Source organism: Actinomycetota bacterium (assembly GCA_035765775.1).
Lineage (GTDB): Bacteria > Actinomycetota > CADDZG01 > JAHWKV01 > JAOPZY01 > DASTWV01.
In genome coordinates this window covers 107,653-130,472 of sequence record DASTWV010000055.1, presented here as the reverse complement: position 1 = coordinate 130,472, position 22,820 = coordinate 107,653, and the positions used below count along the sequence as shown (strand labels likewise).

The 22,820-nt window shown below is 68.6% G+C and carries 21 protein-coding genes and 1 tRNA gene; 14 read left to right on the top strand and 8 right to left on the bottom strand.

The window, feature by feature from the left end; translation table 11 throughout:
- The first annotated feature begins 96 nt into the window (after window positions 1-96).
- Window positions 97-720, top strand: a complete 624-nt coding sequence (locus VFW71_12890) for an alpha/beta hydrolase-fold protein (protein HEU5003654.1) — start codon at window positions 97-99, stop codon at window positions 718-720.
- Between the two features lie 234 nt (window positions 721-954).
- On the opposite strand, the gene VFW71_12885 is transcribed toward VFW71_12890, so the two are convergent.
- A complete protein-coding gene (locus VFW71_12885) occupies window positions 955-1,638 on the bottom strand; it encodes an NAD(P)-binding domain-containing protein (protein ID HEU5003653.1) in 684 nt (227 codons plus the stop codon).
- Window positions 1,639-1,782: 144 nt separating this feature from the next.
- On the opposite strand from VFW71_12885, the gene VFW71_12880 reads away from it, so the two are divergent.
- The 5 genes from VFW71_12880 (at window position 1,783) to VFW71_12860 (ending at window position 5,043) form a co-directional block, all read left to right on the top strand.
- Window positions 1,783-2,502: a hypothetical protein gene (locus VFW71_12880; protein ID HEU5003652.1), complete on the top strand. Its 720-nt coding sequence runs from the start codon at window positions 1,783-1,785 to the stop codon at window positions 2,500-2,502.
- A 78-nt stretch (window positions 2,503-2,580) separates the two neighbouring features.
- On the top strand, window positions 2,581-3,018 hold the full coding sequence (locus VFW71_12875) for an archease (GenBank protein HEU5003651.1): 438 nt from the start codon (window positions 2,581-2,583) through the stop codon (window positions 3,016-3,018).
- Window positions 3,019-3,038: 20 nt separating this feature from the next.
- Window positions 3,039-4,472, top strand: a complete 1,434-nt coding sequence (locus VFW71_12870; GenBank protein HEU5003650.1) for an RtcB family protein — start codon at window positions 3,039-3,041, stop codon at window positions 4,470-4,472.
- A gap of 36 nt (window positions 4,473-4,508) precedes the next feature.
- Window positions 4,509-4,898: a DUF3566 domain-containing protein gene (locus VFW71_12865; protein ID HEU5003649.1), complete on the top strand. Its 390-nt coding sequence runs from the start codon at window positions 4,509-4,511 to the stop codon at window positions 4,896-4,898.
- Window positions 4,899-4,969: 71 nt separating this feature from the next.
- A tRNA-Ile gene (locus VFW71_12860) sits at window positions 4,970-5,043 on the top strand.
- 393 nt (window positions 5,044-5,436) lie between these two features.
- On the opposite strand, the gene VFW71_12855 is transcribed toward VFW71_12860, so the two are convergent.
- From VFW71_12855 to VFW71_12840, 4 genes are all read right to left on the bottom strand, one after another.
- Window positions 5,437-6,432 (bottom strand): hypothetical protein, encoded by a 996-nt coding sequence (locus VFW71_12855; protein ID HEU5003648.1) that lies wholly within the window; start codon window positions 6,430-6,432, stop codon window positions 5,437-5,439.
- A 216-nt stretch (window positions 6,433-6,648) separates the two neighbouring features.
- Window positions 6,649-7,569, bottom strand: a complete 921-nt coding sequence (locus VFW71_12850) for a PmeII family type II restriction endonuclease (GenBank protein HEU5003647.1) — start codon at window positions 7,567-7,569, stop codon at window positions 6,649-6,651.
- 2,278 nt (window positions 7,570-9,847) lie between these two features.
- Window positions 9,848-10,951: a choice-of-anchor D domain-containing protein gene (locus VFW71_12845; GenBank protein HEU5003646.1), complete on the bottom strand. Its 1,104-nt coding sequence runs from the start codon at window positions 10,949-10,951 to the stop codon at window positions 9,848-9,850.
- Between the two features lie 266 nt (window positions 10,952-11,217).
- The gene (locus VFW71_12840; GenBank protein ID HEU5003645.1) at window positions 11,218-12,375 is read right to left on the bottom strand and encodes a serine hydrolase domain-containing protein; all 1,158 of its coding nucleotides are present in this window, start codon (window positions 12,373-12,375) and stop codon (window positions 11,218-11,220) included.
- Between the two features lie 118 nt (window positions 12,376-12,493).
- Between VFW71_12840 and VFW71_12835 the strand changes: the two genes are divergently transcribed.
- From VFW71_12835 to VFW71_12815, 5 genes are all read left to right on the top strand, one after another.
- A complete protein-coding gene (locus tag VFW71_12835) occupies window positions 12,494-13,720 on the top strand; it encodes an MFS transporter (protein HEU5003644.1) in 1,227 nt (408 codons plus the stop codon).
- A 235-nt stretch (window positions 13,721-13,955) separates the two neighbouring features.
- Complete coding sequence (locus VFW71_12830; GenBank protein ID HEU5003643.1) at window positions 13,956-14,762, top strand: hypothetical protein; 807 nt, start codon at window positions 13,956-13,958, stop codon at window positions 14,760-14,762.
- Window positions 14,763-14,835: 73 nt separating this feature from the next.
- Window positions 14,836-15,756, top strand: a complete 921-nt coding sequence (locus VFW71_12825) for an HNH endonuclease (protein HEU5003642.1) — start codon at window positions 14,836-14,838, stop codon at window positions 15,754-15,756.
- Between the two features lie 119 nt (window positions 15,757-15,875).
- The gene (locus tag VFW71_12820) at window positions 15,876-16,403 is read left to right on the top strand and encodes a hypothetical protein (protein HEU5003641.1); all 528 of its coding nucleotides are present in this window, start codon (window positions 15,876-15,878) and stop codon (window positions 16,401-16,403) included.
- A 76-nt stretch (window positions 16,404-16,479) separates the two neighbouring features.
- The gene (locus tag VFW71_12815; GenBank protein HEU5003640.1) at window positions 16,480-17,352 is read left to right on the top strand and encodes a class I SAM-dependent methyltransferase; all 873 of its coding nucleotides are present in this window, start codon (window positions 16,480-16,482) and stop codon (window positions 17,350-17,352) included.
- 58 nt (window positions 17,353-17,410) lie between these two features.
- Here VFW71_12815 and VFW71_12810 read toward each other — a convergent pair whose 3' ends face one another.
- Together VFW71_12810 and VFW71_12805 are read right to left on the bottom strand one after the other, a co-directional pair.
- The gene (locus VFW71_12810; GenBank protein ID HEU5003639.1) at window positions 17,411-17,566 is read right to left on the bottom strand and encodes a hypothetical protein; all 156 of its coding nucleotides are present in this window, start codon (window positions 17,564-17,566) and stop codon (window positions 17,411-17,413) included.
- A gap of 264 nt (window positions 17,567-17,830) precedes the next feature.
- Entirely contained in the window at window positions 17,831-19,150 is a 1,320-nt protein-coding gene (locus VFW71_12805) for a DEAD/DEAH box helicase (GenBank protein HEU5003638.1), read from the bottom strand.
- Between the two features lie 338 nt (window positions 19,151-19,488).
- Between VFW71_12805 and VFW71_12800 the strand changes: the two genes are divergently transcribed.
- The gene (locus tag VFW71_12800) at window positions 19,489-19,998 is read left to right on the top strand and encodes a methylglyoxal synthase (protein ID HEU5003637.1); all 510 of its coding nucleotides are present in this window, start codon (window positions 19,489-19,491) and stop codon (window positions 19,996-19,998) included.
- Window positions 19,999-20,089: 91 nt separating this feature from the next.
- Here the strand turns inward: VFW71_12800 and moaA are convergent, their stop codons facing one another.
- Entirely contained in the window at window positions 20,090-21,130 is a 1,041-nt protein-coding gene (gene moaA / locus VFW71_12795) for a GTP 3',8-cyclase MoaA (GenBank protein HEU5003636.1), read from the bottom strand.
- A 126-nt stretch (window positions 21,131-21,256) separates the two neighbouring features.
- Between moaA and VFW71_12790 the strand changes: the two genes are divergently transcribed.
- Entirely contained in the window at window positions 21,257-21,451 is a 195-nt protein-coding gene (locus VFW71_12790; protein ID HEU5003635.1) for a hypothetical protein, read from the top strand.
- Between the two features lie 12 nt (window positions 21,452-21,463).
- Complete coding sequence (locus tag VFW71_12785) at window positions 21,464-22,594, top strand: hypothetical protein (GenBank protein HEU5003634.1); 1,131 nt, start codon at window positions 21,464-21,466, stop codon at window positions 22,592-22,594.
- Window positions 22,595-22,820: the final 226 nt, after the last annotated feature.

Genomic DNA, 22,820 nt, shown 5'->3' with positions numbered 1-22,820 from the left:
TGGCGGAGAGCAATAAAGCCTGACCCGGCGCCGGGTCCTCGCCTGGGGACTCGGTGGCGTCGGTGCGGTGGTCGTTGCCGGAGCCGGGGGGCCGAGTTGGTCCTGCACGGACTCCTGCCTGGAAAAACCACCCTGGAGCGGGTCACCGGTGGGTGTGATGTTGCCGCCCCGTCCCTCACATCGGCGCCTGCGGGTCCGACGACGTCCGGCACCTTCGACTCTGTCGCCCGCCAGCGCAGTGCCGCCTACCCGCCCGGGCACGGCCCGGGCAGCCAGCTGCCGCTGGTCCTCGCCCTGCACGGGTACGGGGGCAACCACACCAATGCCCTATCCGACCTCTCCCTGGGCGAGGCCTTGGCACTATCGGTCGGGGGTTCGCCGCTGGCCCCGATGGCCATGCTGGTGAACGAGCTCATCCCCATGTGCCAGGGGCTGGGCTTGGGCATGCCGCCCCAGCGCATCGGGGCGATCGGGATCTCGATGGGCGGCTACGGCGCCCTGCTCCTGGCCGAACGGCACCCCGGGCTGCTGTCGGCAGTGGCCGCGATCAGCCCGGCGGTGTGGACTACGTACGCCGAGGCCCGGAGCGCCAACGCCGGCGCCTTCCCCTCGGAGGCCGACTTTGCCGCGAACGACATCATCCGGCCATGCGCCCGCCCTGTCCGGGACGGCGGTGCGCATCGCTTCGGGCATGGACGATCCGTTCCACCCGGACGTTGAGGTCCTCGCCCATGCCCTGCCTGCCGGGGCGACCGTGGTGAGCACGAAAGGCTGCCACACGAACGGGTTCGAGCTGTCACAGGAGCCGGACAGCCTGGCGTTCCTGGCGGCATACCTGACTGGGGGACTTTTATCCCGGCGTGCGGGACATTTGTCCCCCACCTCGAGGCGGGACCAGCCGCGGGGCTGGTAGAGGCCGGGCTCGCCTCCGCCTTCGCCCGGCAGCCCGCCGACCTACGCCCGCATGTTCGCCGGCCGTTCCGGGCTCGCCTCCGCCAGCGCCCGGCGGGCGCCCTCGGCGTCCAGGTCGGCACCGTAGACCGGCGTCCCCGGCTGCTGGCGCCACGACTCGTCCAGCGGCCCGGCATCGATGCCGTCAAACCCGATCTCGTCCATCAGGGCGATCACCACCGCCTTCGCCGCCGGGTCGTCGCCCGCCACCGGGAGGGCGATCCGCCCGGGCGTCCCGGTGGGCTTGCCGTGCTCCAGGAGGTGCTGGGACTGGATGGTGTTGAAGGCCTTCACCACGGGCCGGCCCAGCTGCTCGGCGACCCACCGGCTCTCGGTCGTGCCCGCCTCGATGGCGTCGATGCGCCCGTCCCGCTGCGGGTAGTAGTTGCCGGTGTCGACGATGACCGCCCCGGGTGCGGCGCCGTCAAGGACTCCATCCGGGAGGGCGGGGATCGCCTTCTCGGGGATGGTGACCACCACCACCTCGGCTCCGGCCGCTGCTTCGGTGACCGGTACCGCCCGGGCCCCGGTTTCGGCGGCCAGATCGGCGAGGGTCTCGGGGCCGCGTGAGTTGGCGACCGCGACGTCGTGGCCCACCGCAGCGAACCGGCGGGTGAGGGTGGCACCGATGTGGCCCGCCCCGATGATGCCGATCTTCATAATTGACCTCCTAACGAGTGGCTGCAGCGGTGCCAACCGCCCTCGAACCGGCGGTATTCCCGACCGACGTTAGCCCGTTCGGGCCATCCGGCCTAGTCCTCTCGGGTCAAGTTGGGGTGCTCTCCCCCCAAAGGGCGTACCCACCGCCTCCCGGCGACCGGTTACCCCAGCATGGTGACGAAGCTGCTCTCCCATCCGCAGCGCCTGGCCCTCGCCTCCGGCGCTGCAGTGCTCTGCCTCGCCGCCGGTGTGGGCGTTGCCCTGGCCGGCCATGGCGGAGCCGGCGGTGGCGCGGCTGCCAAATCGAGCACGCCCGCTCCGGCCCTCATCGGAGATGCCTCAGACGCCCAGCCCGCGGCCCCGGCCTCGGTGACCGGCAGCTCGTCGTCGAGCCCCGCGGCCACTGTGCCGAGTCCCGCCGCCAGCCCCAAGGTGTCGGCGCTCGTCACGTCCCGCCCGGCGACACCCCATCCCTCGCCCACTGTCCCCGGTACCTCCCCGGCGACGACCGGGCCCGCGTCCGTGGTCCCCAATGAAGCGACCACCTCGTCCTCAGCCACCGGCTGCCCGGCCAACCAGCAGCTGACTGACCCCGAGATCAACTGGCTCCTGGGCGAGGTTTCCTCCACAGCCGGCACCGATCCGCAGTACGCCGCCGGGAAGGCCACCATCGACTCCGGCTTGCAGCCGCTGCTCGGCGAGAATCTGTGCGCCAACCAGGCCCAGCCGACGGTGAACACCCTGTGCGCCGACCCGTCGGCGTCGACCCTGATCGCCGCCATGACGAAGAAGATGCCGGCCTACGTGCGGGCCTATGTCGGCAACCCGTGCTCGGCCCAGCTCTCGACGGTGCTGCCCAGGCTCGCCCCGTTCGCCGCCGCCCTGGGCTGACCGGGGGCTGACCGGCAGCCGACCAGCTCATCGCGCTCGACCCGCGGGTCGCCCACCCGCGTGGCAGACTCCCTCAACATGGGCGAATTCGAGATCCTCCCCCACACGGCCGATGTCGGCTTCCGGGCCCGGGCCGCGACGCTGCCTGAGCTCTTCGAGACCGCCAGCCGGGCGATGTTCAGCCTGGAGTACGACCCGGAGAGCGTGCCACTCGATGAGACCCGGGCGGTGGCTGCGGGCGGCGACGATCTGGAGGCTGCCCTGTGCGGCTGGCTCTCCGAGCTGCTCTGGTTGCACGACGCCGAGCGCTTCGTGCCGGGCCCGATCGTGGTCGAGCGGGTCGGGGGACCGCCCGGAGATGGCGCCATGATCGCGGTCTCGGGCTCCGCGCAGGGAGCCCTGCTCGGGGACTGGTTCGTGCAGGGCGGCCCGCAGCTGAAGGCCGTCACGCTGCACGGGCTCGCCGTGACCCCCGTCGCCGGGGGCTACGAGGCGACGGTCTACCTGGACGTCTGACCGGTCGGAGGGCGGTGCCGATGGAACTGGTCGAGGAGGGTAGGGACCGCTGGCGCATCCCGCGCACGGGCGGGATGCTGGTCGACGGGCTGGTGTTCGCCTCCCGGGAACTGATGGTGAAGGCGAGGGAGGACCGGGCGATCGACCAGGTCGCCAACGTCGCCCACCTGCCCGGCATCGTCGGTGCCTCGATCGCCATGCCCGATATCCACTGGGGCTACGGCTTCCCGATCGGTGGGGTGGCGGCCACCGACGTCGACGCCGGCGGGGTGGTGTCGCCCGGCGGGGTCGGGTTCGACATCGGCTGCGGCGTCCGGCTGCTGCGCTCGGACCTCGTCTGGCCCGACATCCAAGGGCGGCTCCCCGCACTGGTCGATGCGGTGGCGAATGCCGTCCCGAGGGGGGTCGGCGGCCAGGGCCTGCGCAAGCTGAGCCCCGGCGAGGTGGACGGGCTGCTGGTGGGCGGCGCCCGGTGGGTGGTGGAACGGGACTTCGGCACCGAGGACGACCTGGAGGCCACCGAGGACGCCGGCCGCCTGGAGGGCGCCGACCCCGACGCCGTCTCGGCCAAGGCCAAGGCCCGGGGCGCCCCCCAGCTCGGCAGCCTCGGGGCCGGCAACCACTTCCTCGAGATCCAGGTGGTGGACGAGGTGTTCGACGAGGAGGCCGCCGGCGTCATGGGCCTGGCCGCCGACCAGGTGTGCGTGATGATCCACACCGGCAGCCGGGGCATCGGCCACCAGACATGCACCGACGAGGTCGCCACCTTCGACCGCCTGGCCAAGAGCCTGGGCTACGACCTGCCGGACCGCCAGCTCGCCTGCGCCCCGGTGCGCAGCCCGGCGGGCGAACGCTACCTGGGGGCGATGGCGGCGGCGGCCAACTACGCCCGAGCCAACCGCCAGGTCCTGGCCGACGGGGTGCGCTCGGCCTTCGCCGCGGTGCTCGGCGGCGGCCCGGGCGGCAACGGCATGCGCCTGGTGTACGACGTGTCGCACAACCTGGCCAAGCTGGAGCGCCACGCGGTCGGCGGGGTCACGCGCACCGTCTGTGTTCACCGCAAGGGTGCCACGAGGGCCTTCGGGCCCGGGCACCCCGAGCTGCCCGAGCGCTACCGGGGCATCGGCCAGCCCGTCCTGATCCCCGGCTCAATGGGCAGTGCCTCCTATGTCCTGGCGGGCAGCGGGTCCAGCGAGGTGGCCTTCGCCTCCACCTGCCACGGTGCCGGCCGGCTGATGAGCCGTAAGGAGGCGACGAAGCGCCAGAGCGGCCAGGAGCTGGCGAAGGACCTGGCGCGGCAGGGGATCCTGGTGCGGGCGCAGCAGATGAAGTTGCTCGCCGAGGAGGCCCCCTACGCCTACAAAGATGCCGGCGAGGTCGTCCGGGTGTGCCAGCGGGTCGGGCTGTCGAAGCTGGTCGCCCGCCTCCGGCCGGTCGGGGTGGTGAAGGGCTGAGGCCGCTGCGGGCGGAGCGGGCGTAGACTCGGGCCCGTGGCCGTCCAGACCGGCCGGGACGCCGTTCCGTCCTCGGACGACGAGGTGCCCGGAACCGTCCGTCGCACGGTGCAGCGCATCGAGCTGCGCAGCGTGCTGCGCTTCTCCATACTTTTTTCCGTCACAACCGCACTGGTCATCCTGCTCGCCGGCGGGGTGCTGTACTTCCTCGGATCCTCCGTCGGGGCGGTGAAGTCGGTGGAGACCTACATCCGCCACGCCGGGTACCCCCACTTCCGGGTACGGACGGGCACCGTGTTCGAGGTGCTCCTGGCCCTGGTGGTGTTCGGGGGGGTGGTGTGGACGGCGGTGACCCTCCTGGCGGCCTTCGTCTTCAACCTGGTGTCGGAGGCCTCGGGAGGCATCAAGGTCACCGTCCGGGAGTGAGGCCGGGAGGCGGGCGGCGGGGTCGGCTAGAATCGAGACTTCCCGCAGGTCAGGGTCCCTGCCCGGGCGCGGGGGCTGTAGCTCAGTCGGTTAGAGCGCATCCCTGATAAGGATGAGGTCCCAGGTTCGATTCCTGGTAGCCCCACGAGGGCATGTTCATGTTTGTGAACGTGCCTTGTTATGAAATCCCTTCGGATCGGCGTGCAGCCGAGCTCGAACAAATGTTTCCTTTGAGGCCTCCGGCGGAATCCCCTCGGGTGCCCCGCTTGCTGGCGGGCTCGTGCGGTTCTTAGACTTAGACCGCGACGAGCTGACGTCAAGTTAGGGTCGGCTTACGCCATTGGTTCGGTCGGCCCGGCGGCTACGTTGGTGGCGGCGTTACCCGGGTCCTCGATCACGTCTGCCCAGGTCGTCCGGTCCGTCGGTGGGCGCGCCATCTCCGGCCGGTCTGAAAGGATCCTGCGCGGCGAGAGTTGTCCGCGACCGCGTGGGTTACGCAAGTGGCCACCGGCGGCTCCCTTGAGAGCGGGCAACGACATCAGGCGAGGAGATGCTCGCGACGTATCTGCAAAGCTCGGGTCAGATTCTCGAGTGACGGAGCGTCGTGGCGAATGAATTCCGCATAGGCCTCATTGAGTACGTCGGGACCAGCATAGGCAATAATAAGCGCTTCTATCGTGGCCAACGTAGTCCAGGTAATTATACTAAGTGAGTGATAGAACTCATGCTGCCAATCGTCGCCTACGGATGAGGTTACGAAGGAACTGACGTCCTGATAGTTAGAACGCACACGAAGGCGCCAAAGATAGTCGAAGAGGGTGGTGTTGGGAAGTTTCAAAGCGAGACGTCGCTTTTCGTCGGCACGGATTAGCTTGCGGTCATTGACCTTCAACCATTCCCTGTGTTGCCTGTCTAGTCGGAGCTTCCGGGTCGTTTCCAGCATCTTCCCGAATCGGAGCCAGAAGGTGTCGGGGTCCGGACGGGATAACAATTCACAGGGCCGGCGTGCGTCGAAATCGCCGGGAAAGCGCTCGAACTGAGTCTCCTTCAAGTGAGGCGAGCCAGAGCAGGTGCCAGCCCACGGCGCTGGAAATATCTTGCGGTTGGTTATTTGAGTTGCTATGTACCTCAGAGTGCTCGTGTGGTCGTCGAGGTCAACGACTCCACCCATGGCTGCAAACCACGCGTGCATTGAAAAGTAAGTGGCATAATACGCGTGAACAGGCGTCCATACATTGGAGTAACGTAGCAACGCTCGGTCTGCATTCGCATTCAAGGCGATCTGCAGTTCGCTCGCCCAGGAAATCGCAAGGCATCTCTTGACTTCTACAGGATCTGTTGTGGACCGCCGCCGTTGGATGCGACAGAACCCCGCCAGTGTTCTTTGCGTCCTCAGGAGGCCGTCCAAGAGTTCGTGGTCGGAGGCGCCATAATTGTGACGGAGGAAGCCACTTAGGTTTGAGAGGTAGAACATGTGCACCTGGAAGCGACGAGCTCGTTCGTCCTCTTCTGGCGGCGGGAACACGACCTTCACGCGAGCCATTCGGTAAGTGTGTCAGATGAGACGAGCCGACGTAAGACGCTGCCTGGGCATGCGGTACGAGCGAGCGGCCGAGCGGACAGGGCCACCCATGCCGATGGCACCGAAGCGCAGGGTCGAATCTCGTAGGGAGGGTTTAGAAGTATCGAGGGTAGACCTCGCCCGTACGGAGCCGGCAGGCACCGTCGTGGTCCTCCTCCTCCTTGGCCGCTAGGTTTCTGCCTGCTGTACCGCCTCTCCTGGTGTAATCAACGGTAGGTAAGGATTAGAATTGAGGGCTTGCTCGGCTCGAGCATGGCGCGTTGCATCATCGTCCCGCCAAAGCTCGCGGCTGCGAAGCGTTCGTAGTTTGATATATTCCCAGTCGGCTGTCTCGGGAGTCTCAGGAGACCGAATATACTCGGCTACGAGTGATGTGAGTTCGAAGATTGGTTGAGCAACATCCAAGAGCACAAGAGCACTCGCCACGGATGCAATGGCCATTGCGAGTTCGACGGCTTCGGCGGTCTCCAACCCAAGTACTTCGCTCCAAAACTCCTCCGATGAGGGGCGCCACACACCGTCGTGGTAAGTGCTGCTCGTCTTGCCCGTCATGACGGCGTACTTCGCCTTGACCTCTCCCGCCCCGCGATTCTGCCGCAACAGTTTCTCCGCCTGCTTAGAATGTTGCTTAAGGGATGATATGATGTCGGAATTCCGGGTAACAGGCCCACTCTTTAAAACGTACAGATGGCGGTCTTTACCTACCACTCGTTCCATGTCGATGCCACGAGCAGCAGACTTCTGCCCGTCGGGGCTGGTGGCGATAGCCATGGCCTCAAGGGCCCATCCTCCGGCGGTGACGAAGTTGCGCTGCTCGTAGTCCTCCACCAGGCGTGCTGCTATGGCTTCTGGCCCTTTACCCTTGAGTTCCATTCGCCTAATGAATGGATTGATACGCTCAATAATCAGATTACGGTACGCGGGGACAGCGGCGCGCATGACCCGAAGGTACCAGTACTCAAATTGATCCTCAAAGGCGGCGATGCCCGTCGAAAGGTGCTCATCGTCTGGTCCAATGCCTGAGACGAGGCCGCTAAGTTGCCGTACGCGTGCGACAAGGTCCCGGTTCTCAATGTCAGTCCTGGCCACGCATGAATCCTAGCCAAGCTTCGGCATGGGGACCTGGATGAAAGCGGAGGAAGATGTCTCCGCTACGGGACCGCCAGGGTTGGTTGCTCCCAAGATGGAGTGACTGATGACCAAATGTGGTCGGACCGGGGTCTGGTCATCAGGTGGAAGGTCGCTTTCCCGCCGTCAAGTGACGCCCACCCGTGAGTACCGATCCTTCGATTGCCCGAGGCCCTCCTCCATGCAGGCTCCGCAGGAGGCGGCCGACGAGAGCCGGACAGGAACCGCAACAACTCTGTGCCGAGTTGAGCGGCAAAGACTGGCGGCACAGCGTTGCCAATTTGCTGGTAGCCGGACCTAGGAGAACCGGCAAAACGCGACGCACTCGGAAACGTTTGAACCGCTGCGCACTCGTATAGGGATAAGCACCGCGTCTCCTCTGGATGGATCAGAGCCGTACTCGAATGGTCTGGCATTCCCAGTATCGTGGGGCAGGGCCGGTCCCAGTCAAGCCTTCGCCACCAGCCGCCCCTCCCGCCCTCCGCGAAGTAGGCGGCCCCCATCGTTCCCTGACGGACCGCGTCCGGCAGATCCCTCCAATTCCCTCCAGGTGGAATCAACTCGTACACTCGGCGCTTCCGATCGCTAAGGGGCTGGATGGGACCGACTTCGCCTACGCTGGCCAGCGCGTCCCTAAGTGTCCTATGCGGCAAAGTTCCCGCGGGCCCATGCGTGGCGGGCGGCAGGAAGCAGGGATCCTGGCCCCTAACACCGATCAAGATGGCTCGTTGTCGCAACTGCGGTACGCCATAGTCCGCGACTTCGGCCACCGCCCAACTGGTTGCATAACCAAGGCCCGCAAGCGCTGAGACCAACCAGCGCAGGAACGAGCCTTTCGTCTCTTCTTGGCGCAACGCGGGGTGACCTCGGCCGCGCAAAGCAAGTGGCCGGTGGGATAAGGCTGCTGAGAGCATTCCGTCGACGTTCTCAATGAGGAGGGCTCGCGGCAAGAACTCGGATACGTAGCCGAGGTAAGCAGGAAACACAGAGGAGGCTCTTTGATCATGAAGTGCCTGTCTTAGCCCTGATGTCGTGAAAGGCTGACATGGAGGGCCTCCCGCGAGTAATCCGAGCTCCCCTTGCCGTAGCCCCAACTCGGCACGGAGGCGAGCGGGCTGCCGTTGCTCGATGCGGGCCTGTACAAGCTGGCGCAATTGAGGGTGGCCGTGGGAATGCAGTTCGAGAGTGCGAATGCAATCAGAGTCGCATTCAAGCTGTGCCAGCACCGCCCACCCTGCGCCCTCAAGGCCCAGATCGAGGCCGCCGCACCCTGAGAATAGGGATATCGCGGAATGTGAGGCAGTTTGCATACCCGCTACTTCCTCGACTCTTGTCGGCGGGGCCTTCGCGCCCTCGCCGGGCGCGCGATCGCGCGCGAGGGCATTGAATCACAGATGTGTTCTTTGTCAAACTGTTATCTAGTGATGAGTAGACATAGGGGGATCAACTATCTCAGATGAGGAGGAAGCACTCATTCGCGCGCGGTTCGCGCAGCGCCTGCGCGGATTGTTGAAGGAGCGTGGCCTGAGCAAGGCTGCCCTAGCCCTAGCGAGTGATGTTCCCGAACCGACCATATCGGCCTACGCACGTGGTCTCCGTGCACCCGGGTTGGCCAATCTCTTGGCGCTCCGCAAGGGGTTTGGCCTATCGTCGGTAGAGGAGCTGCTAGGCCCAATGCCGAGTCAGACCTTTCTGGGAGTTCTGGAATCGGGAGGTGATCGAAGCACCCAGGTCGCCTGACCTCTGCGCTAGATGATTCCCGCGCCACCCTGCCGGACGGTCCACTTAATGAGGAGGCCGACCCATCTCGTAAAGGAGTCCTGGTGCGACGAGCTCATCTGCCTCTTTGATGGCCATGGAGTTCGCTCTTGCACCGTCAGGCCATTCCTGGGGACCGGCCGACCCAACAGTTATGGGACCTGTCCGTTCACTCCAATGGCGTGATCCGGAAACGAGCTATCTAGACCGGTGACGCCGTATTTCCGGGCGACTTCCGTCTCGATCATTCGTCCGCCATAACTGCGCGAATCAGGGGGGCACAAGGCCACCCCCGCGGCCGCCCGCCTCCGACAGAGGCGGATGGCCGTCTCAGGCGTGAGACGGCCCAAGGCCGGGGGCACACTTGGGCGCCCTGCGTGTTAACGCGAGGGACGTGCCCGGCATTCGTGGATCGCCCGAGGGCCGGGGCGGCCGCACAGATGGTCGCCCCGGCCCTCGAACTCGGCCCTGACGGTGTGGCCTAGAGGAACGACCCCCCGGAGAGGATCTGCTGGGCACCGCTCACGTCCGGCAGGGCGCTGTTGATCCGGATCTGGTCCCGGGACACCCCGAAGTCGCCCATGTTGTAGGGCTGCATGGTGCCCGAGCCACCGCGCAGGGTGATCACGCCCACGGGATTGAAGTCCAGGGTGACCCACAGCTGGGTCCCGTCGGGCAGGTTCACGTGGCTCACCTGGACCGTCAGCACGCTGAACCCGCCGCACCCGCTGAACTGCGTCTCGTCCGACTGGGCCTGCCCGTTCGGCGTCTGGCCGTTGAAGGCAGAGCCGCTGAGCGCCTCAGTGAGGGTCCCGCCCGTCTGGCATCCGGGCGGTGTCGGCGCCGGCGGCGGGGTGACGGTGAGCGAGAACGTCCCGGTGGCCGTGGCGCCGCTGGCGTCGGTCACGGTCGCCGTGAAGGTGGTGGTCCCCTGGACGGTCGGCGAGCCCAGGATCAGCCCGGAGGGGTGCAGCGCCAACCCCGCCGGCGGCTGGGCGGACCAGGTATAGGGGGTGGTGCCACCGCTGGCCAGGAAGTCCGTGGTGAAGAAGTTGTTGACGAACACGTTCTGGCCGGAGCCGATGTCGCACACCCCGTTCGTGCAGGTCATGAACTGGGTGTTGATGGTCAGCGGCGGGTTGGTCCCGGTCCCGGTGCCGGTGAGGGCCACGTTCTGCGGGCTGTTGGCGGCGTTGTCGGTGAGGATAAAGGTGCCCGAGCGGGTCCCGGTGGCAGTGGGAGAGAAGTCGATGGCCACGCTGCAGTTGGTCCCGGGCGGGAGGGTCAGGCCGGAGCACCCGTCGTTGACCTGGGTGAAGTCCAGAGGATCGGCCCCCCGGGTCTGGGCGCTGTTGATGAACAGGTTGGCGTTGCCGGTGTTCGCGACCGTGATCGACTGCGCGGCGCTCGTTGCCCCGATCGGCTCGGAGCCGAAGGTCAACGAGGTCGGCGTGAAGGTCACCACCGGAGCTGACGGGGGCGGGGGCGTCCCACCACCGCCGCGGGCGAGCGCGGCGGGACCAACGGGGAGGCATGCAGTGGCGACCGCCGCAGCGGCCATCGTGAAACGAAGGCGACGAGACATCGAGTAGCTCCTTCTCCGGTTAGCAGCGGGTCGGCGTCAGCTGACGGAGAGGTCTACGGTTCGGAGTGCGATCGGGATTGCGTCAGTTCAGAGAAGTTTCATAACCTTCAGGCCCGGACTAACGGCTCCCTGCGGAGAGATCTCGGAGAGGCCCTTCGTTACGCTCAGCGTGCGTTCGGACCGACCTCGAAGACGCCGATAGCCCTGCCAGCCGCGCCCGGGAATGGCGACCCTATCTGCGCACCATGCCTTGACGATCAACCGATCTAGGTCAGGGCGGCGTAGGCGGCGGCCTGCAGCTCCCGGTGCACCTCGGCCCCCAACGGCCCGCCGAAGAGCCGCTGGGTCAGCACAACGACGACCAGATCGCGCACCGGGTCGACCAGCCACGAGGTTCCCAGGCCCCCGTCCCACCCGAAGGACCCCGCCTGAGCCCCCTCCACGGCGACCCCGGTGCAGAACCCCCATCCGGCATCGCCCAGGAAGCCGGCGCCTCCTTGGCGCTGCTCAGGCGTCAGGTGGTTGCGGGTCATGTCCGCCACCGCCGCCGCCGACAGGACCGGGGACCCGCCCGCCAGGAACATCCGGCCGAACGCCACCATGTCATCGACGTCCGACACCAGGCCGGCGGCGGCGTCGAAAAAGGCGGGGGGCCGGCTCCACTGCCCCTCCGGCGGGTCCCAGACCACCAGGCCCTCCGGCCCGGGCATGTAGGCGGTCGGCAGGAGTCGGGCCTCGGCCCAGAATGTCGTGCGGTCCATGCCCAGGGGATCGAAGATCCGGGTGCGCAGCACCTCGTCGAGCGGCATGCCGGCGGCCCGCCCGAGCAGCACCCCCAGCACCTGCGCCCCGGAGTTGTAGCACCAGCGCTCACCCGGCTGCGCCAGCAGGGGCAGCGTTGCGAACCGGTCGATCCAGGTCTCGGCGTCCGGGGCCTCGCCCGGCTGGGGCGGCCCCAGGGTGGCCAGGTGGAGCGCGTTCGCCGCCTCCACGACCGGCCAGGGATCCCCGCCGGCGAACATCTCGATCACCTGGCCGAAGCCGAAGGTGAACGTCAGGAGGTCACGCGCGGTGATCGCCCGCACGGCCGGGACGGTGTCATCCACAGGGCCGTCCGGCCGCCGGAGCACCCGCCGCCCGGCCAGCTCGGGGAGCAGGCGGTCCACCGGCTCGTCCAGGTCGAAGAGGCCCTCCCCGGCCAGGACGAGCGTGGCGGCACCGGTGATCGGTTTGGACATCGACGAGATCCGGAACCGCGAGTCCCGGGTGACCGGGGGACCGCCCACCGACCGGAAGCCGAGTGCGACTTCATGGGCCTCCTCGCCGTGGGCAACGAGCGCAACCAGGCCCGGCACCTGGTCGTCGGCGACGTACCCGGCCGCCACCTCGTCGAAGTGCGCCAGCCCGTCCTTGGTCAGCCCCATCCCATCTCCCTGGCGATCCCCATCGCAGTGGGCATGATGGACATTAACCGGAATGGGGCATCCGGTTCGCCCTTACGGCCAGTCCCCCCAGACCGCCCCCATCAGGAGCCCCGGCACCGTGATCGACGAGCAGCCCCCCCGCAGCTTCCTCCGGCGCACCCTGTCCTCCCTGGGGGCGCGCAACTTCCGCCTGTTCTTCATCGGCCAGACCATCTCCAACAGCGGCAACTGGCTGACGCTGACCGCCCTGACCCTGCTCGTGCTCCACCGGACCGGCAGCGGGGTGGCCGTCGGCGTGCTCTCCGCCTGCGAGTTCGGCCCCATCCTGGTGCTGTCGGCCTGGGCCGGCGTCATCGTCGACCGTTCCAGCAAGCGCAGCCTGCTCTACGTCACCCAGGCCCTGGAGATGGCCCAGTCCTTCACGCTCGCCGGCCTGTCGTTCGCCCACCACGCCCCGCTCACCGCCTTCTACGTGACGGCCGCAGCTGGCGGGTGCTTCCTCGCCTTCGACAACCCCATCCGGCGGTCATTCGTCAACGAGATGGTGCCCGCCGCCGACGTACCGAACGCCGTGACGCTCTACAGCGCCATGGTCAACATCTCCCGGGTCATCGGCCCGCTGGTGGCCGGCGTGTTGATCGTGAGCGTCGGCTACGGCTGGGCGTTCACCGTCGACGCCGTCTCCTACGTCTCGGTGCTCACGGCCCTCTGGATGATGCGCCCGGCCGAGCTCCGCCGGGTCCCGGTCACCCCGCGGGGCCGGGGGCAGATCCGGGCGGGGGTGCGCTACATCGCCAGCGTCCCCGAGCTGTGGGTCACCTTCGTCCTGCTGCTCGTCGTCGGGACGGTCAGCTACAACTTCACCGTCACCGTGCCGCTCTTCGTCGAGCAGGGCCTCCACGGCAGCGACGCCGCCTACACCGTGGTCTACGCCGCCTTCAGCGCGGGCGCCCTGGTCGGTGCGTTCCTCGTCGCCCGCCGTTCCTCCATCACCCTGAGGACCGTCGCCCTCGGGTCGGCCGCCCTGGGCATCACGATGCTCCTCCTCACGCCCGTCCCGGATGTTGCCCTGGCCGCGGTGCTCACGGCCGCGGTCGGTGCGGCCAGCGTCGCCTACATGACGGCGACCACGGCGATCGCCCAGGTGCGCACCGACCCGGCCATGATGGGCCGGGTGCTGGCCATCCAGACCGTGCTGCTGGTGGGGACGACCCCGATCGGTGGGCCGATCCTCGGGGCGATCTCCGACGCCGGGGGAGCCCGCATCCCGATCCTGATCGGCGGTGTCGGGGCCCTAGCGGCGGCGGCGTTCGGCTGGGCCGCGGCCCGGCGCTGGCAGGCCTGATCCGGCGGCGGCGGTGGGGCCGCAGACGCCGGCGGCCGCGGGGAATGCGACCCCAACAGCTCGGCCCTGGTGCCCGATTGGGCAGCGAAGCATGACCCGCCAGCCCTTGCCCCCGGGCGCGGGGATTCGGTAGACCACGGGCATGTATATGGCGGAGTTGGCTCCTCCCCGGGCGCGTGCCGAGCAGCGGGCTCGCCGGGAAGTGAGCCGCCCGGGATTGGTTCCCCAGCAAGCCATGCTGCTCGACCTCCAAGCCACGGCGGGCAACCGTGCCGTGGCCCGGCTCGTCAGCCAACTGGGACCGCCCGCCGGCGGCCCGCCGCCGACCGTCCAGCGGCGGTGGGAGATGAAATACACGATCGCGGGCCAGAGCAAGCAGCAGCGGAAGGCAGCCCGTGGGGGCCGCCATTTCTGGCAGACCGTCGGGATGACCGCCGTTGGTCTGCGGGCGGACGTCAACGCTTCGAAGGTCGGCGCGGGCGTCTCGTCGGGCGGGCACCACGCCGAGGACGAGCTCATCCGGGCCCTGGGGCAGCTGGCTTTGGGTGGGCACCTTCTTCCCAACGCAACCAACACGCTGGCGGTACGCAAACTCGATGCCAGCCCGTGCACGTCGACCCCACGCTCCATTCAGGCCCTGCCTCGCAGGAAGGTGGTGCGAAAGGTCAAGTCGAAGTACGGCGGCAAGATCACGAAGCGCAGGAGCTACGTCCCCGATCGGCGCAAGCATGTCCTCAGGCGGACCCTGCAGGTGGTCACCAGCGAGAAGGGCGGCGGCGTCGCCGGGTGCACCGAACGGTTGATTGACCTGAAGCGCCACGGCGTGAGCGTGGGCGGGCAGGTCTTCGGGTTCCAGCAGATCACCATCGAGGCGAACAACTACTACCAGGGAGGCCCGGGCCGCGATCTCGGGGGGCACCGGATCGCGGCGCTGGAACGCATAGCCGCCTCGGTTGCAGCCGCAGCCGAGATCAATAACGAGCCGGGTATGAGCATCACGATCACACCTGGGGCCATCGGCATGGGGAAAGGCCGGCGCTGACTGCCGCGAGCCTTCGAAATAGCCCCAGTTCGCCAGGCGAGCGTTGGGACGACCTCAAGTAGGCTCGGGCGTTGTGGCTGTGTTGGGGACCACGCCGAGGGATCAGGCCGTCAGGGCCGCGGCGTTCGCCTACCTGGACCGGGTGGCCCGCCCGGCGGGCGGGGTCATCGCCCGCACCGCCCTGGAGGCGGGCTTCCTCCATGACGGCGCCCGGGTCCCCCTCGTTGGCCCGCAAGGCATTTTCAAGCCGGCGGCCATCGATTCGGGCATCCCCCTGACGCTCACCACCGCCGCTCCCGACCTCCGCCGACCCCGGCCCTACGACGACGGCATGACCGAGGACGGCCTGCGCTACCGGTACCGGGGCAGCGATCCCGATCACCACGAGAACCTCGGGCTGCGGCGGGCCCTCCAGGCCGGCGTCCCGCTCATCTACCTGGAAGGCCTCGTGCCCGGGAGGTACCTGGCGCACTGGCCGGTCTACGTGGTGGCGGACGACCCCGCCGACCTCTCGGTGTTCCTCAGGAACGACGAGGCAGTCGCCTGGGAGCCGGATACCGCGCCGTTGGTCGATGCCCGCCGCCGCTACGTCACCCGCCTGGCCCGCCAGCGGCTGCACCAGGCGGTATTCCGCGAGCAGGTGCTGCTGGCCTACGGCAGGTCGTGCGCGATGTGTCGCCTACGACACGAGGAGCTGCTCGATGCAGCCCACATCCTTCCGGACACCCATCCCAAGGGGCTCCCGGTCGTGCCCAACGGCCTGAGCCTGTGCCGGCTGCATCACGCCGCCTTCGATGCCGACATCCTCGGGGTGCGGCCCGATCTGGTCGTGGAGGTCCGCCGGGACGTGCTCGATGAAGTCGATGGACCCATGCTTCGCCATGGGCTGCAGGAATTGAATGGTGCCGGGCTGATTGTGCCGAGGAACCGGGCCAGCCGTCCTGATCCCGTACTCCTTGAGGAGCGGTACGACACGTTCCGCCGGGCAGGGTAACCGCAGGCACGCGTCGGAGGGCCCGGCCGAGCGTTCCCGCGCGTGCATTAAGATCACCTGAGACTCACGCTTCTCTGGCACCGGTGGGCGGTGCCAGGCTCGTCACAGGGGGGAACACCATGCGGACCTTTGGCAAGCTCGCGCTCGCGGGCGTGGCGGCGGCCACCAGCGTCGCTCTCCTGGCCTCGTCGGCCAGCGCGCACGAGTGCTTCAACACCGAACGGGCGGCGCAGGCCGACGCCTCGATCGCCGCCCACTCCCATGGCTGGTTCGTCATCCAGACCTGGCGGATCATCGCCGTCTTCACGACGCAGAGCGACCCGGCCCTGGCCTCCGCCGACCCGGGCACCGTCATCGGCGTCATTCTCGGCTTCGCGCCGCTGTCGGCCCTGGCGCCCGACCAGGCCGCAGCCCTCGCCGCCGATGAGGCGTTTGCGCACGAGGTGGCTGCCGACGCCGTCTGCCTCGGGGTCCCGGTGCAGTACCTCACGCTTGCCAACGCCACCGCAGCCGGGGGTGCCGACAACTCGCCGAAGGGTGTGACGGCCGACGGCAAGGGCATCGACCACTTCCCCGACCTCTATGCCGGCCAGCTGAACCAGGCGTTCGCCGACGTGTCCTCGGGGACCAGCGCCTGTTCCTCGTAGCACAGCCACAACAAGGACCGGTGGCCCAGCAGGACCTCCTTGGCTGGATCGAGGAGGACAACGGGAGGGGGGACAGATGGCGGAGCAGGTGGACGAGGTCACGGCTTTCGACGCAGCGGCCTACAAGCGCACCACAGCCGAGCAATGGCAGGAGACGGCTCCCGCCTGGAACGCCTGGGGGCCGATCCTCGAGGAGTGGCTGGGTGAAGCCACCGAGGCCATGCTCGATCTGGTCGGCATCACCACCGGCAGCCGGGTCCTCGACGTCGCTGCTGGGGCGGGCGGGCAGACCCTGGCGGCGGCGCGTCGCGTGGGACCGACCGGGTCCATCCTGGCGACCGATATCTCGGAGAACATCCTGCGCTTCGCCGAGGCCCAGGCCCGGGCCGCCGGACTGGGCAACGTGGCCACCCGGGTGGTGGACGGCGAAGCACTCGACGTCGAGCCCGAGACCTTCGACGCGGTCATCTCCCGGCTGGGCCTCATCTACTTCCCCGACCAGCACGGCGCCCTGACCGGCATCCGCCAGGCGCTGCGCGTGGGCGGCCGGCTGGGGGTGATCGTCTTCTCGACGCCCGAGCGCAACTCGTTCTTCTCCATCCCCGTGTCGATCGTCCGCCGACGGGCGGCGCTGCCCCCGCCCCAGCCCGGACAACCCGGCCCGTTCAGCCTGGGTGCCCCCGGCGTCCTGGAGGCTGCCTTCGAGCGGGCGGGCTTCACCGCCGTGCACACCCGGCGCCTGGATGCCCCCGTGCGGATGGGCACCACCGCGGAGTGTGTGCGCTTCGAGCGGGAGTCGTTCGGCGCCCTGCACCAGATGCTGTCGGGGCTCGCCGAGGCCGAGCGCGACGAGGCCTGGGCCGAGATCGAGGAGTCCCTCCGCCAGTTCGAGACCGGCGCAGGCTTCGCCGCGCCGTGCGAACTCATCGTCGGGGTCGGCACCCGCTGACCCGCCGGGCCGGCGCCCGGGGAGCCGGGAGTGGCGGCCCGGCCCCGGGCGCAGCGGCCTAGTCGAACCGGTAGCCCCGCTCCCGCCTCGGGGTCCACACCAAGGTGTCGGTCTCCCCGCTGATGACGTCCACGGCCCCCAGGCCGTCCACTTGGGTCAGGGCGTGCTCCAGGAAATCGGCCGCCCGCCGGGGCAGCTCGATGTCGGATTCCATATCGGGCTCGTGGTCAACCTGCAGAACCACCGTAATGCGCGTCGAAGCCATGCGAAGTCCTCCTCGGTATGGTCGGGATGGGACCCGGGCGTCATGGCCCGGGCTGGGCGGACCGCAATGTGGGTCCCGCCGCTGTGGCGTCGGCCTAACGGCGTCGGCCTCTATGGCGTCAGCCTGGAATGGATCGGTCGATGCTGCGCACGCAGCGTAGCAATCGTATTTTAACGGATGGTGAACGGCCCCTGAAGCGGGGCTGAGAGTTTCCTACGCCCGCGGCCGCGGGCGCCGCCCCAGCAGGGGCTGACCCCGTCCCCGCCGCCGGCTCTGGAACACCGGCGCCGGCGGCGCCACCTTCAGGCCCTCCTGCTCGAACTCGGTCTTCAACTGCAGGCGGGAGGCGATCCGGCTGACATCCCGCTCCTGATCCGGGAGCACGAACGTGATGCCGGTGCCGGTGCGCCCCGCACGGGCGGTGCGCCCCACCCGGTGGACGTAGGCCTTCTCGTCCTCGGGCGGATCGAAGTTGATGACGTGGGTGATGCAGTCGAGGTCGAGGCCCCGGGCGGCGACATCGGTGGCCACCAGGGTCTGTACCCGCCCGGCGTCGAAGGAGGCCAGCGCCCGCTCCCGGGCAGCCTGGGTCAGGTCGCCGTGCATCGCCGCCGCCTTGATGCCGTGGGTCTTGAGCCGCTGCACCAGCCGGTCGGCGCCCCGCTTGGTCTTGACGAACACGAGGGCCCGGCCCTGCTCGGCGGTCAGCAGGTCGGACAGGGCGGTCACCTTGTTGTCCATGGTCACCGGGACGAAGCGGTGATCCATCTCGTCCACGGTCTCCTTGGGCGACACGGTCTCGTGGAGCTTGGGGTTGCGGGTGTACTGCTCTGCCAGCCGGCCGACCTCGCCGTCGAGGGTTGCCGAGAAGAACATCGTCTGGCGATCGGTGGGCACGGTGCGGGCGATGCGATCGACCTGCGGCTTGAAGCCCATGTCCAGCAGCCGGTCGGCCTCGTCGAGGACGAAGAACTGCACGGTGGCGAGGTTGACCATCCGGCGGCCCATCAGGTCGAAGAGGCGGCCGGGGGTGGCGACAATGATCTGCGAGCGGGAGGCGGTGCGGCCCTGCTCGTTCAGGCCGACGCCGCCGTAGACCGCGGTGACCTTCAGCCCCCGGGCCTTGGCGATGACGCTGATCTCCTCCGCCACCTGCGAGGCCAGCTCGCGGGTGGGGGTCAGGATCACGGCGGCGGGCTTGGGGGGCGCCCCGGCGAGGCGCTCCACCAGCGGCACCCCGAAGGCCAGGGTCTTGCCCGACCCGGTACGGCTCTTGGCCAGGATGTCGTTGCCGGCCAGGGCGTCGGGGATCACCATGGTCTGGATCTCGAAGGGCGAGACGATGCCCTTGGCCGCCAGGGCGGCGACGACCTCCTCGGAGGCGCCGAGGTCGGCGAAGGTGGTGCTGGGCTCGTCCTCGGGGAACTCGTCGTCGACGAGGTCGACGTCGGCTACCAGGGACTCGTCGAGCGACGCTTCCATCGGCTCGTCGGCGGGGGAGATGTCAGGCGACATGAGGGACTGGGTAGACACGTGCGTGTGGCTCCTTCCCGGCCCGTTGTTGGGCCGAAGGCGGTGGTCCAAGGCGAGGTTGCGATCGCCCGAGACATCCGCAAAGGAGCGACAAGCGAGAGAACCTCACGCAGCGGCGTCTTGCCTACTGCTGCAGCCAGAGTAACACGCGTTCCGGCGCGCGCCGGGGCATTTTCCCGCTCTTCGCCGAATGTTCAACCTCCCGTAACGATTCGTTCACGCGCGCCCTCTATCCTTGGGGAGCAGATGACGTGGGCACCGGGCCCGCCCCCGGGCACCCAGCCGGATCCCCAGGCCCCGCCATCGACCCCCCACTCGCGACGGCCAAGGAGCCATGGATGACCACGAACGTTGCCGGGCTGAGCACGCCGAAGCACATCGGCCTGGTGGCTCACGACCACAAGAAGCCGGACATGGTGGAGTGGGCCCGCTACAACCGCGACCTGCTCGCCGCCCACACCCTGTACGCCACCGGGACCACCGGCGCCCTGCTGGAGCTCGAGCTGGAGATCCCGGTGCAGAAGCTGAAGAGTGGCCCCCTCGGGGGCGACCAGCAGCTGGGGGCGATGATCGCCGAGGGTGACATCGACTTCCTCGTCTTCTTCTGGGACCCGCTCGAGCCGCTGCCCCACGAGCCCGATGTGAAGGCCCTGCTGCGCATCGCGGTGGTGTGGAACATCCCGGTCGCCTGCAACCGGGCGACGGCCGACTTCCTCATCTCCTCGCCCCTCATGGGGAGCGAGTACCAGCGCCACCTCCCGGACTACGCCGGCTACCTACGCCGCCGGGAGGAGACCGCCGCGCCCGGAGGCGACTCGGTGGTGCCGCTGCGCCCCCGCCGGCGCTAACCCGGCTCAAACTTTTCCGGTTGTGGGGGACATTTGTCCCACTGCCCGGGACGAATGTCCCCGACCTCAGTTGAGGGGCCGCACTCCGGGGTCAGCCCCCGATGTGGGACATCTCCACCTTGTGGAGCGGCTTGCGCTCGGGCATCTCGGTGAGCGAGGAGCGGATCTCGGAGTAGCGGTCCCCCCGCCGGGTCCAGATGCCCTTGACCACGTCGGCGAGCTCCTCGTCGGTCCGTCCGGAGCGCAGCAGGCTGCGCAGGTCGTGGCCGTCGGTGGCGAACAGGCAGGTGTACAGGCGACCCTCGGAGGACAGGCGGGCCCGGGTGCACGTCGAGCAGAACGGCTGGGTGACCGAGGAGATGACGCCCACCTCGCCCGACCCGTCCCGGTACCGGTAGCGGGAGGCCACCTCGCCCGTGTAGTTGGGGTCGACGGGCTCCAGGGGGTACTCGGCGTTGATCAGGCGGATGATCTCGGCCGAGGGCACCACATCGTCCATCCGCCACCCGTTGGTGGTGCCCACGTCCATGTACTCGATGAAGCGCAGGATGTGGCCGGTGTGGCGGAAGTACTCGGCCATCGGCAGCACGGAGTCCTCGTTGAGGCCCCGCTTCACCACCATGTTGATCTTCACCGGGTTCAGCCCGGCGGCGGCGGCGGCGTCGATGCCCTCCAGGATCTGCGACACCGGGCAGCCGACGTCGTTCATGGCACTGAAGGTCTCGTCGTTCAGCGAGTCCAGGCTGACGGTGATCCGGGTGAGGCCGGCGTCGGCCAGCGCCTGCGCCTGGCGGGAGAGCAGCGACCCGTTGGTGGTGAGGGCCACGTCCAAGCCGGGGATCTCGGTCAGCATGCGGATCAGCCGGTCGACGCCCTTGCGGACCAGCGGCTCCCCACCGGTCAGGCGGATTTTCCGCACCCCGAGGCCGTAGAAGATGGTGGCCAGGCGGGCGATCTCCTCGTAGCTGAGCAGGTTGGCTCCCTTGAGGAACTGGTAGCCCGGGCCGAAGACCTCCTTGGGCATGCAGTAGACGCAGCGGAAGTTGCACCGGTCGGTAACCGAGATGCGGAGATCCCGCACCGGCCGCCCCAGGAGGTCGACCACTGATTCCGCCGGCTGCACGTTTTCCATACCTTCAGGGTACCCGGGGTCGGCAGCTATACGTAGCTACGGGGCGGAGCCCGGTAGCGTACACCGCCGAGGGTGGCTCGGGCGAAGAGCACCGTGCTAGCCTGCCCGCATGGCTGAGGAACCGGTATGACCGAGGAACAGGCGGTATCCAAGAAGCGTCGCCGTCCAGCCCGCCGCTGGATCGTGCGGCTGGTGCGCCTGGGGGCGATCGCTGCCTTGGGCGTCTGGGTGGCCAAGCAGGTTAAGTCACGGTCCAATCCCCCCGAGGGCCTGTGGCGCGAAGGGATTTCCGGGAACGGCTCCAACGCCAATCGCCACTAGAGCGAGGCTCTGATGCGGGTGGCGGTCCTGGGGGCGGCGAGCAGCCGTGGCCTGCGGGTGGTCCGCGACTTCCTCGAGCGCCCCGATGTTTCCTCGGTGGTGATCGTCGGCCAGGACGAGCGTGACCTCGCCCGCCTGCTCGGTCCGCTCGATCCCCGCCGGGTGATCGCCGCTCCCGCTGTCTTCACCGTCGAGGGCATCGCGGGGGCGATCGCCGGTTCGAACGTCGCCGTCGCCTGCCTGGAGGGCAACCCCGAGGCGGAGATGACGGGCGCCGAGGCCGCCCTCAGCGCGGGCGTGCCCTACGTCACAGCGTGCGAGGACCCCGACATCGTGACGGCGATGCTGGCCCGACGCACGACCCGGCCGGGGGGTGGGTCCGCGGTGGTCGCCGGCATGAGCTGGACGCCGGGCCTCAGCAACCTGCTCGCCCGGGCAGCCCTGGAACGACTGGAGCATGTCCGGTCGGTGCGGATCGCCTGGTGCACCTCCCGCAACGACGAGGGCTCGGACGGGCTGGAGCGGGTTTTGGTCGGGTGGTCCGGGGTGGCCGAGATTATGCAGGACGGCACCCTCACCCACCACGACCCGGGAGCCTGGGCCGAGCGGGTGTTCTTCCCCGAACCCGTTGGCTGGCAACGGGTCCACCTGGTACGCGGGGCCGAGGTCCACACGCTGCCGCAGCGCTACCCGGGCCTCGATTCCCTGGTCGTCAAAGGAGGCATGGCGGGAGCCTCGACAACGGCGCTGGCCCATGTGGTGGCCCGGGCGTCGTCCGGGGAACCCGACCCGGTGCGGCCACTGCCCGGGGCGTCGGGGGGGGTGACCAGGCTGAAGCTCGGCACCTTGACCAGGGGGATCGCTTCGGGCCTGGGGCCGTTCAGTGCCCGCCCCACGGGCTGGTCATCCCTGCGGGTCGATGCCACCGGGCGGAGCGGCGGTGCGACCCGGGTGACAACCTTCGGCGTCGTGGACCACCTGGCCAACCTCGAGGCCGGGCCGCTGGTGGTGGCCGCCCTGCAGCTGGGGGCCGGTCAAGTGCCGGGGGCCGGGGTGCTGGCGCCCGAGGCGGCGTTCGAGCCGCTGGCGTTCCTGCGGGAGCTGGGTGAGCGGGGTGTGCGGGTGGCCCGGCTGGAGCATTGAGAGCCGGTGCAGGCCGTTCGGCAAGGTCTTCCGGCGTTCATGCACATGTCACCGCTCCTGTGGCGATCATCTAGGCACGAAAAAGCCCGTCGCTGTTGCGAGTGGGTAGCCCCTTCCCGGGCCCGGGTCCCGATGACGGTTGGGCACCGCTACCCAGGGGAAAACCAGGTTGCCCAGATCCGGCTTGGGAATACTCGTCGCATCAGTAGCAGTTGACCTCGGGTAA

Coding starts and splice junctions, on each gene's coding strand:
- VFW71_12880 (HEU5003652.1), top strand. CDS start 1,783: ATGGTGACGAAGCTGCTCTCCCATCCGCAGCGCCTGGCCCTCGCCTCC.
- VFW71_12875 (HEU5003651.1), top strand. CDS start 2,581: ATGGGCGAATTCGAGATCCTCCCCCACACGGCCGATGTCGGCTTCCGG.
- VFW71_12870 (HEU5003650.1), top strand. CDS start 3,039: ATGGAACTGGTCGAGGAGGGTAGGGACCGCTGGCGCATCCCGCGCACG.
- VFW71_12845 (HEU5003646.1), bottom strand. CDS start 10,951: ATGTCTCGTCGCCTTCGTTTCACGATGGCCGCTGCGGCGGTCGCCACT.
- VFW71_12840 (HEU5003645.1), bottom strand. CDS start 12,375: ATGGGGCTGACCAAGGACGGGCTGGCGCACTTCGACGAGGTGGCGGCC.
- VFW71_12830 (HEU5003643.1), top strand. CDS start 13,956: ATGCTGCTCGACCTCCAAGCCACGGCGGGCAACCGTGCCGTGGCCCGG.
- VFW71_12820 (HEU5003641.1), top strand. CDS start 15,876: ATGCGGACCTTTGGCAAGCTCGCGCTCGCGGGCGTGGCGGCGGCCACC.
- VFW71_12815 (HEU5003640.1), top strand. CDS start 16,480: ATGGCGGAGCAGGTGGACGAGGTCACGGCTTTCGACGCAGCGGCCTAC.
- VFW71_12810 (HEU5003639.1), bottom strand. CDS start 17,566: ATGGAATCCGACATCGAGCTGCCCCGGCGGGCGGCCGATTTCCTGGAG.
- VFW71_12800 (HEU5003637.1), top strand. CDS start 19,489: ATGACCACGAACGTTGCCGGGCTGAGCACGCCGAAGCACATCGGCCTG.
- moaA (HEU5003636.1), bottom strand. CDS start 21,130: ATGGAAAACGTGCAGCCGGCGGAATCAGTGGTCGACCTCCTGGGGCGG.
- VFW71_12790 (HEU5003635.1), top strand. CDS start 21,257: ATGACCGAGGAACAGGCGGTATCCAAGAAGCGTCGCCGTCCAGCCCGC.
- VFW71_12785 (HEU5003634.1), top strand. CDS start 21,464: ATGCGGGTGGCGGTCCTGGGGGCGGCGAGCAGCCGTGGCCTGCGGGTG.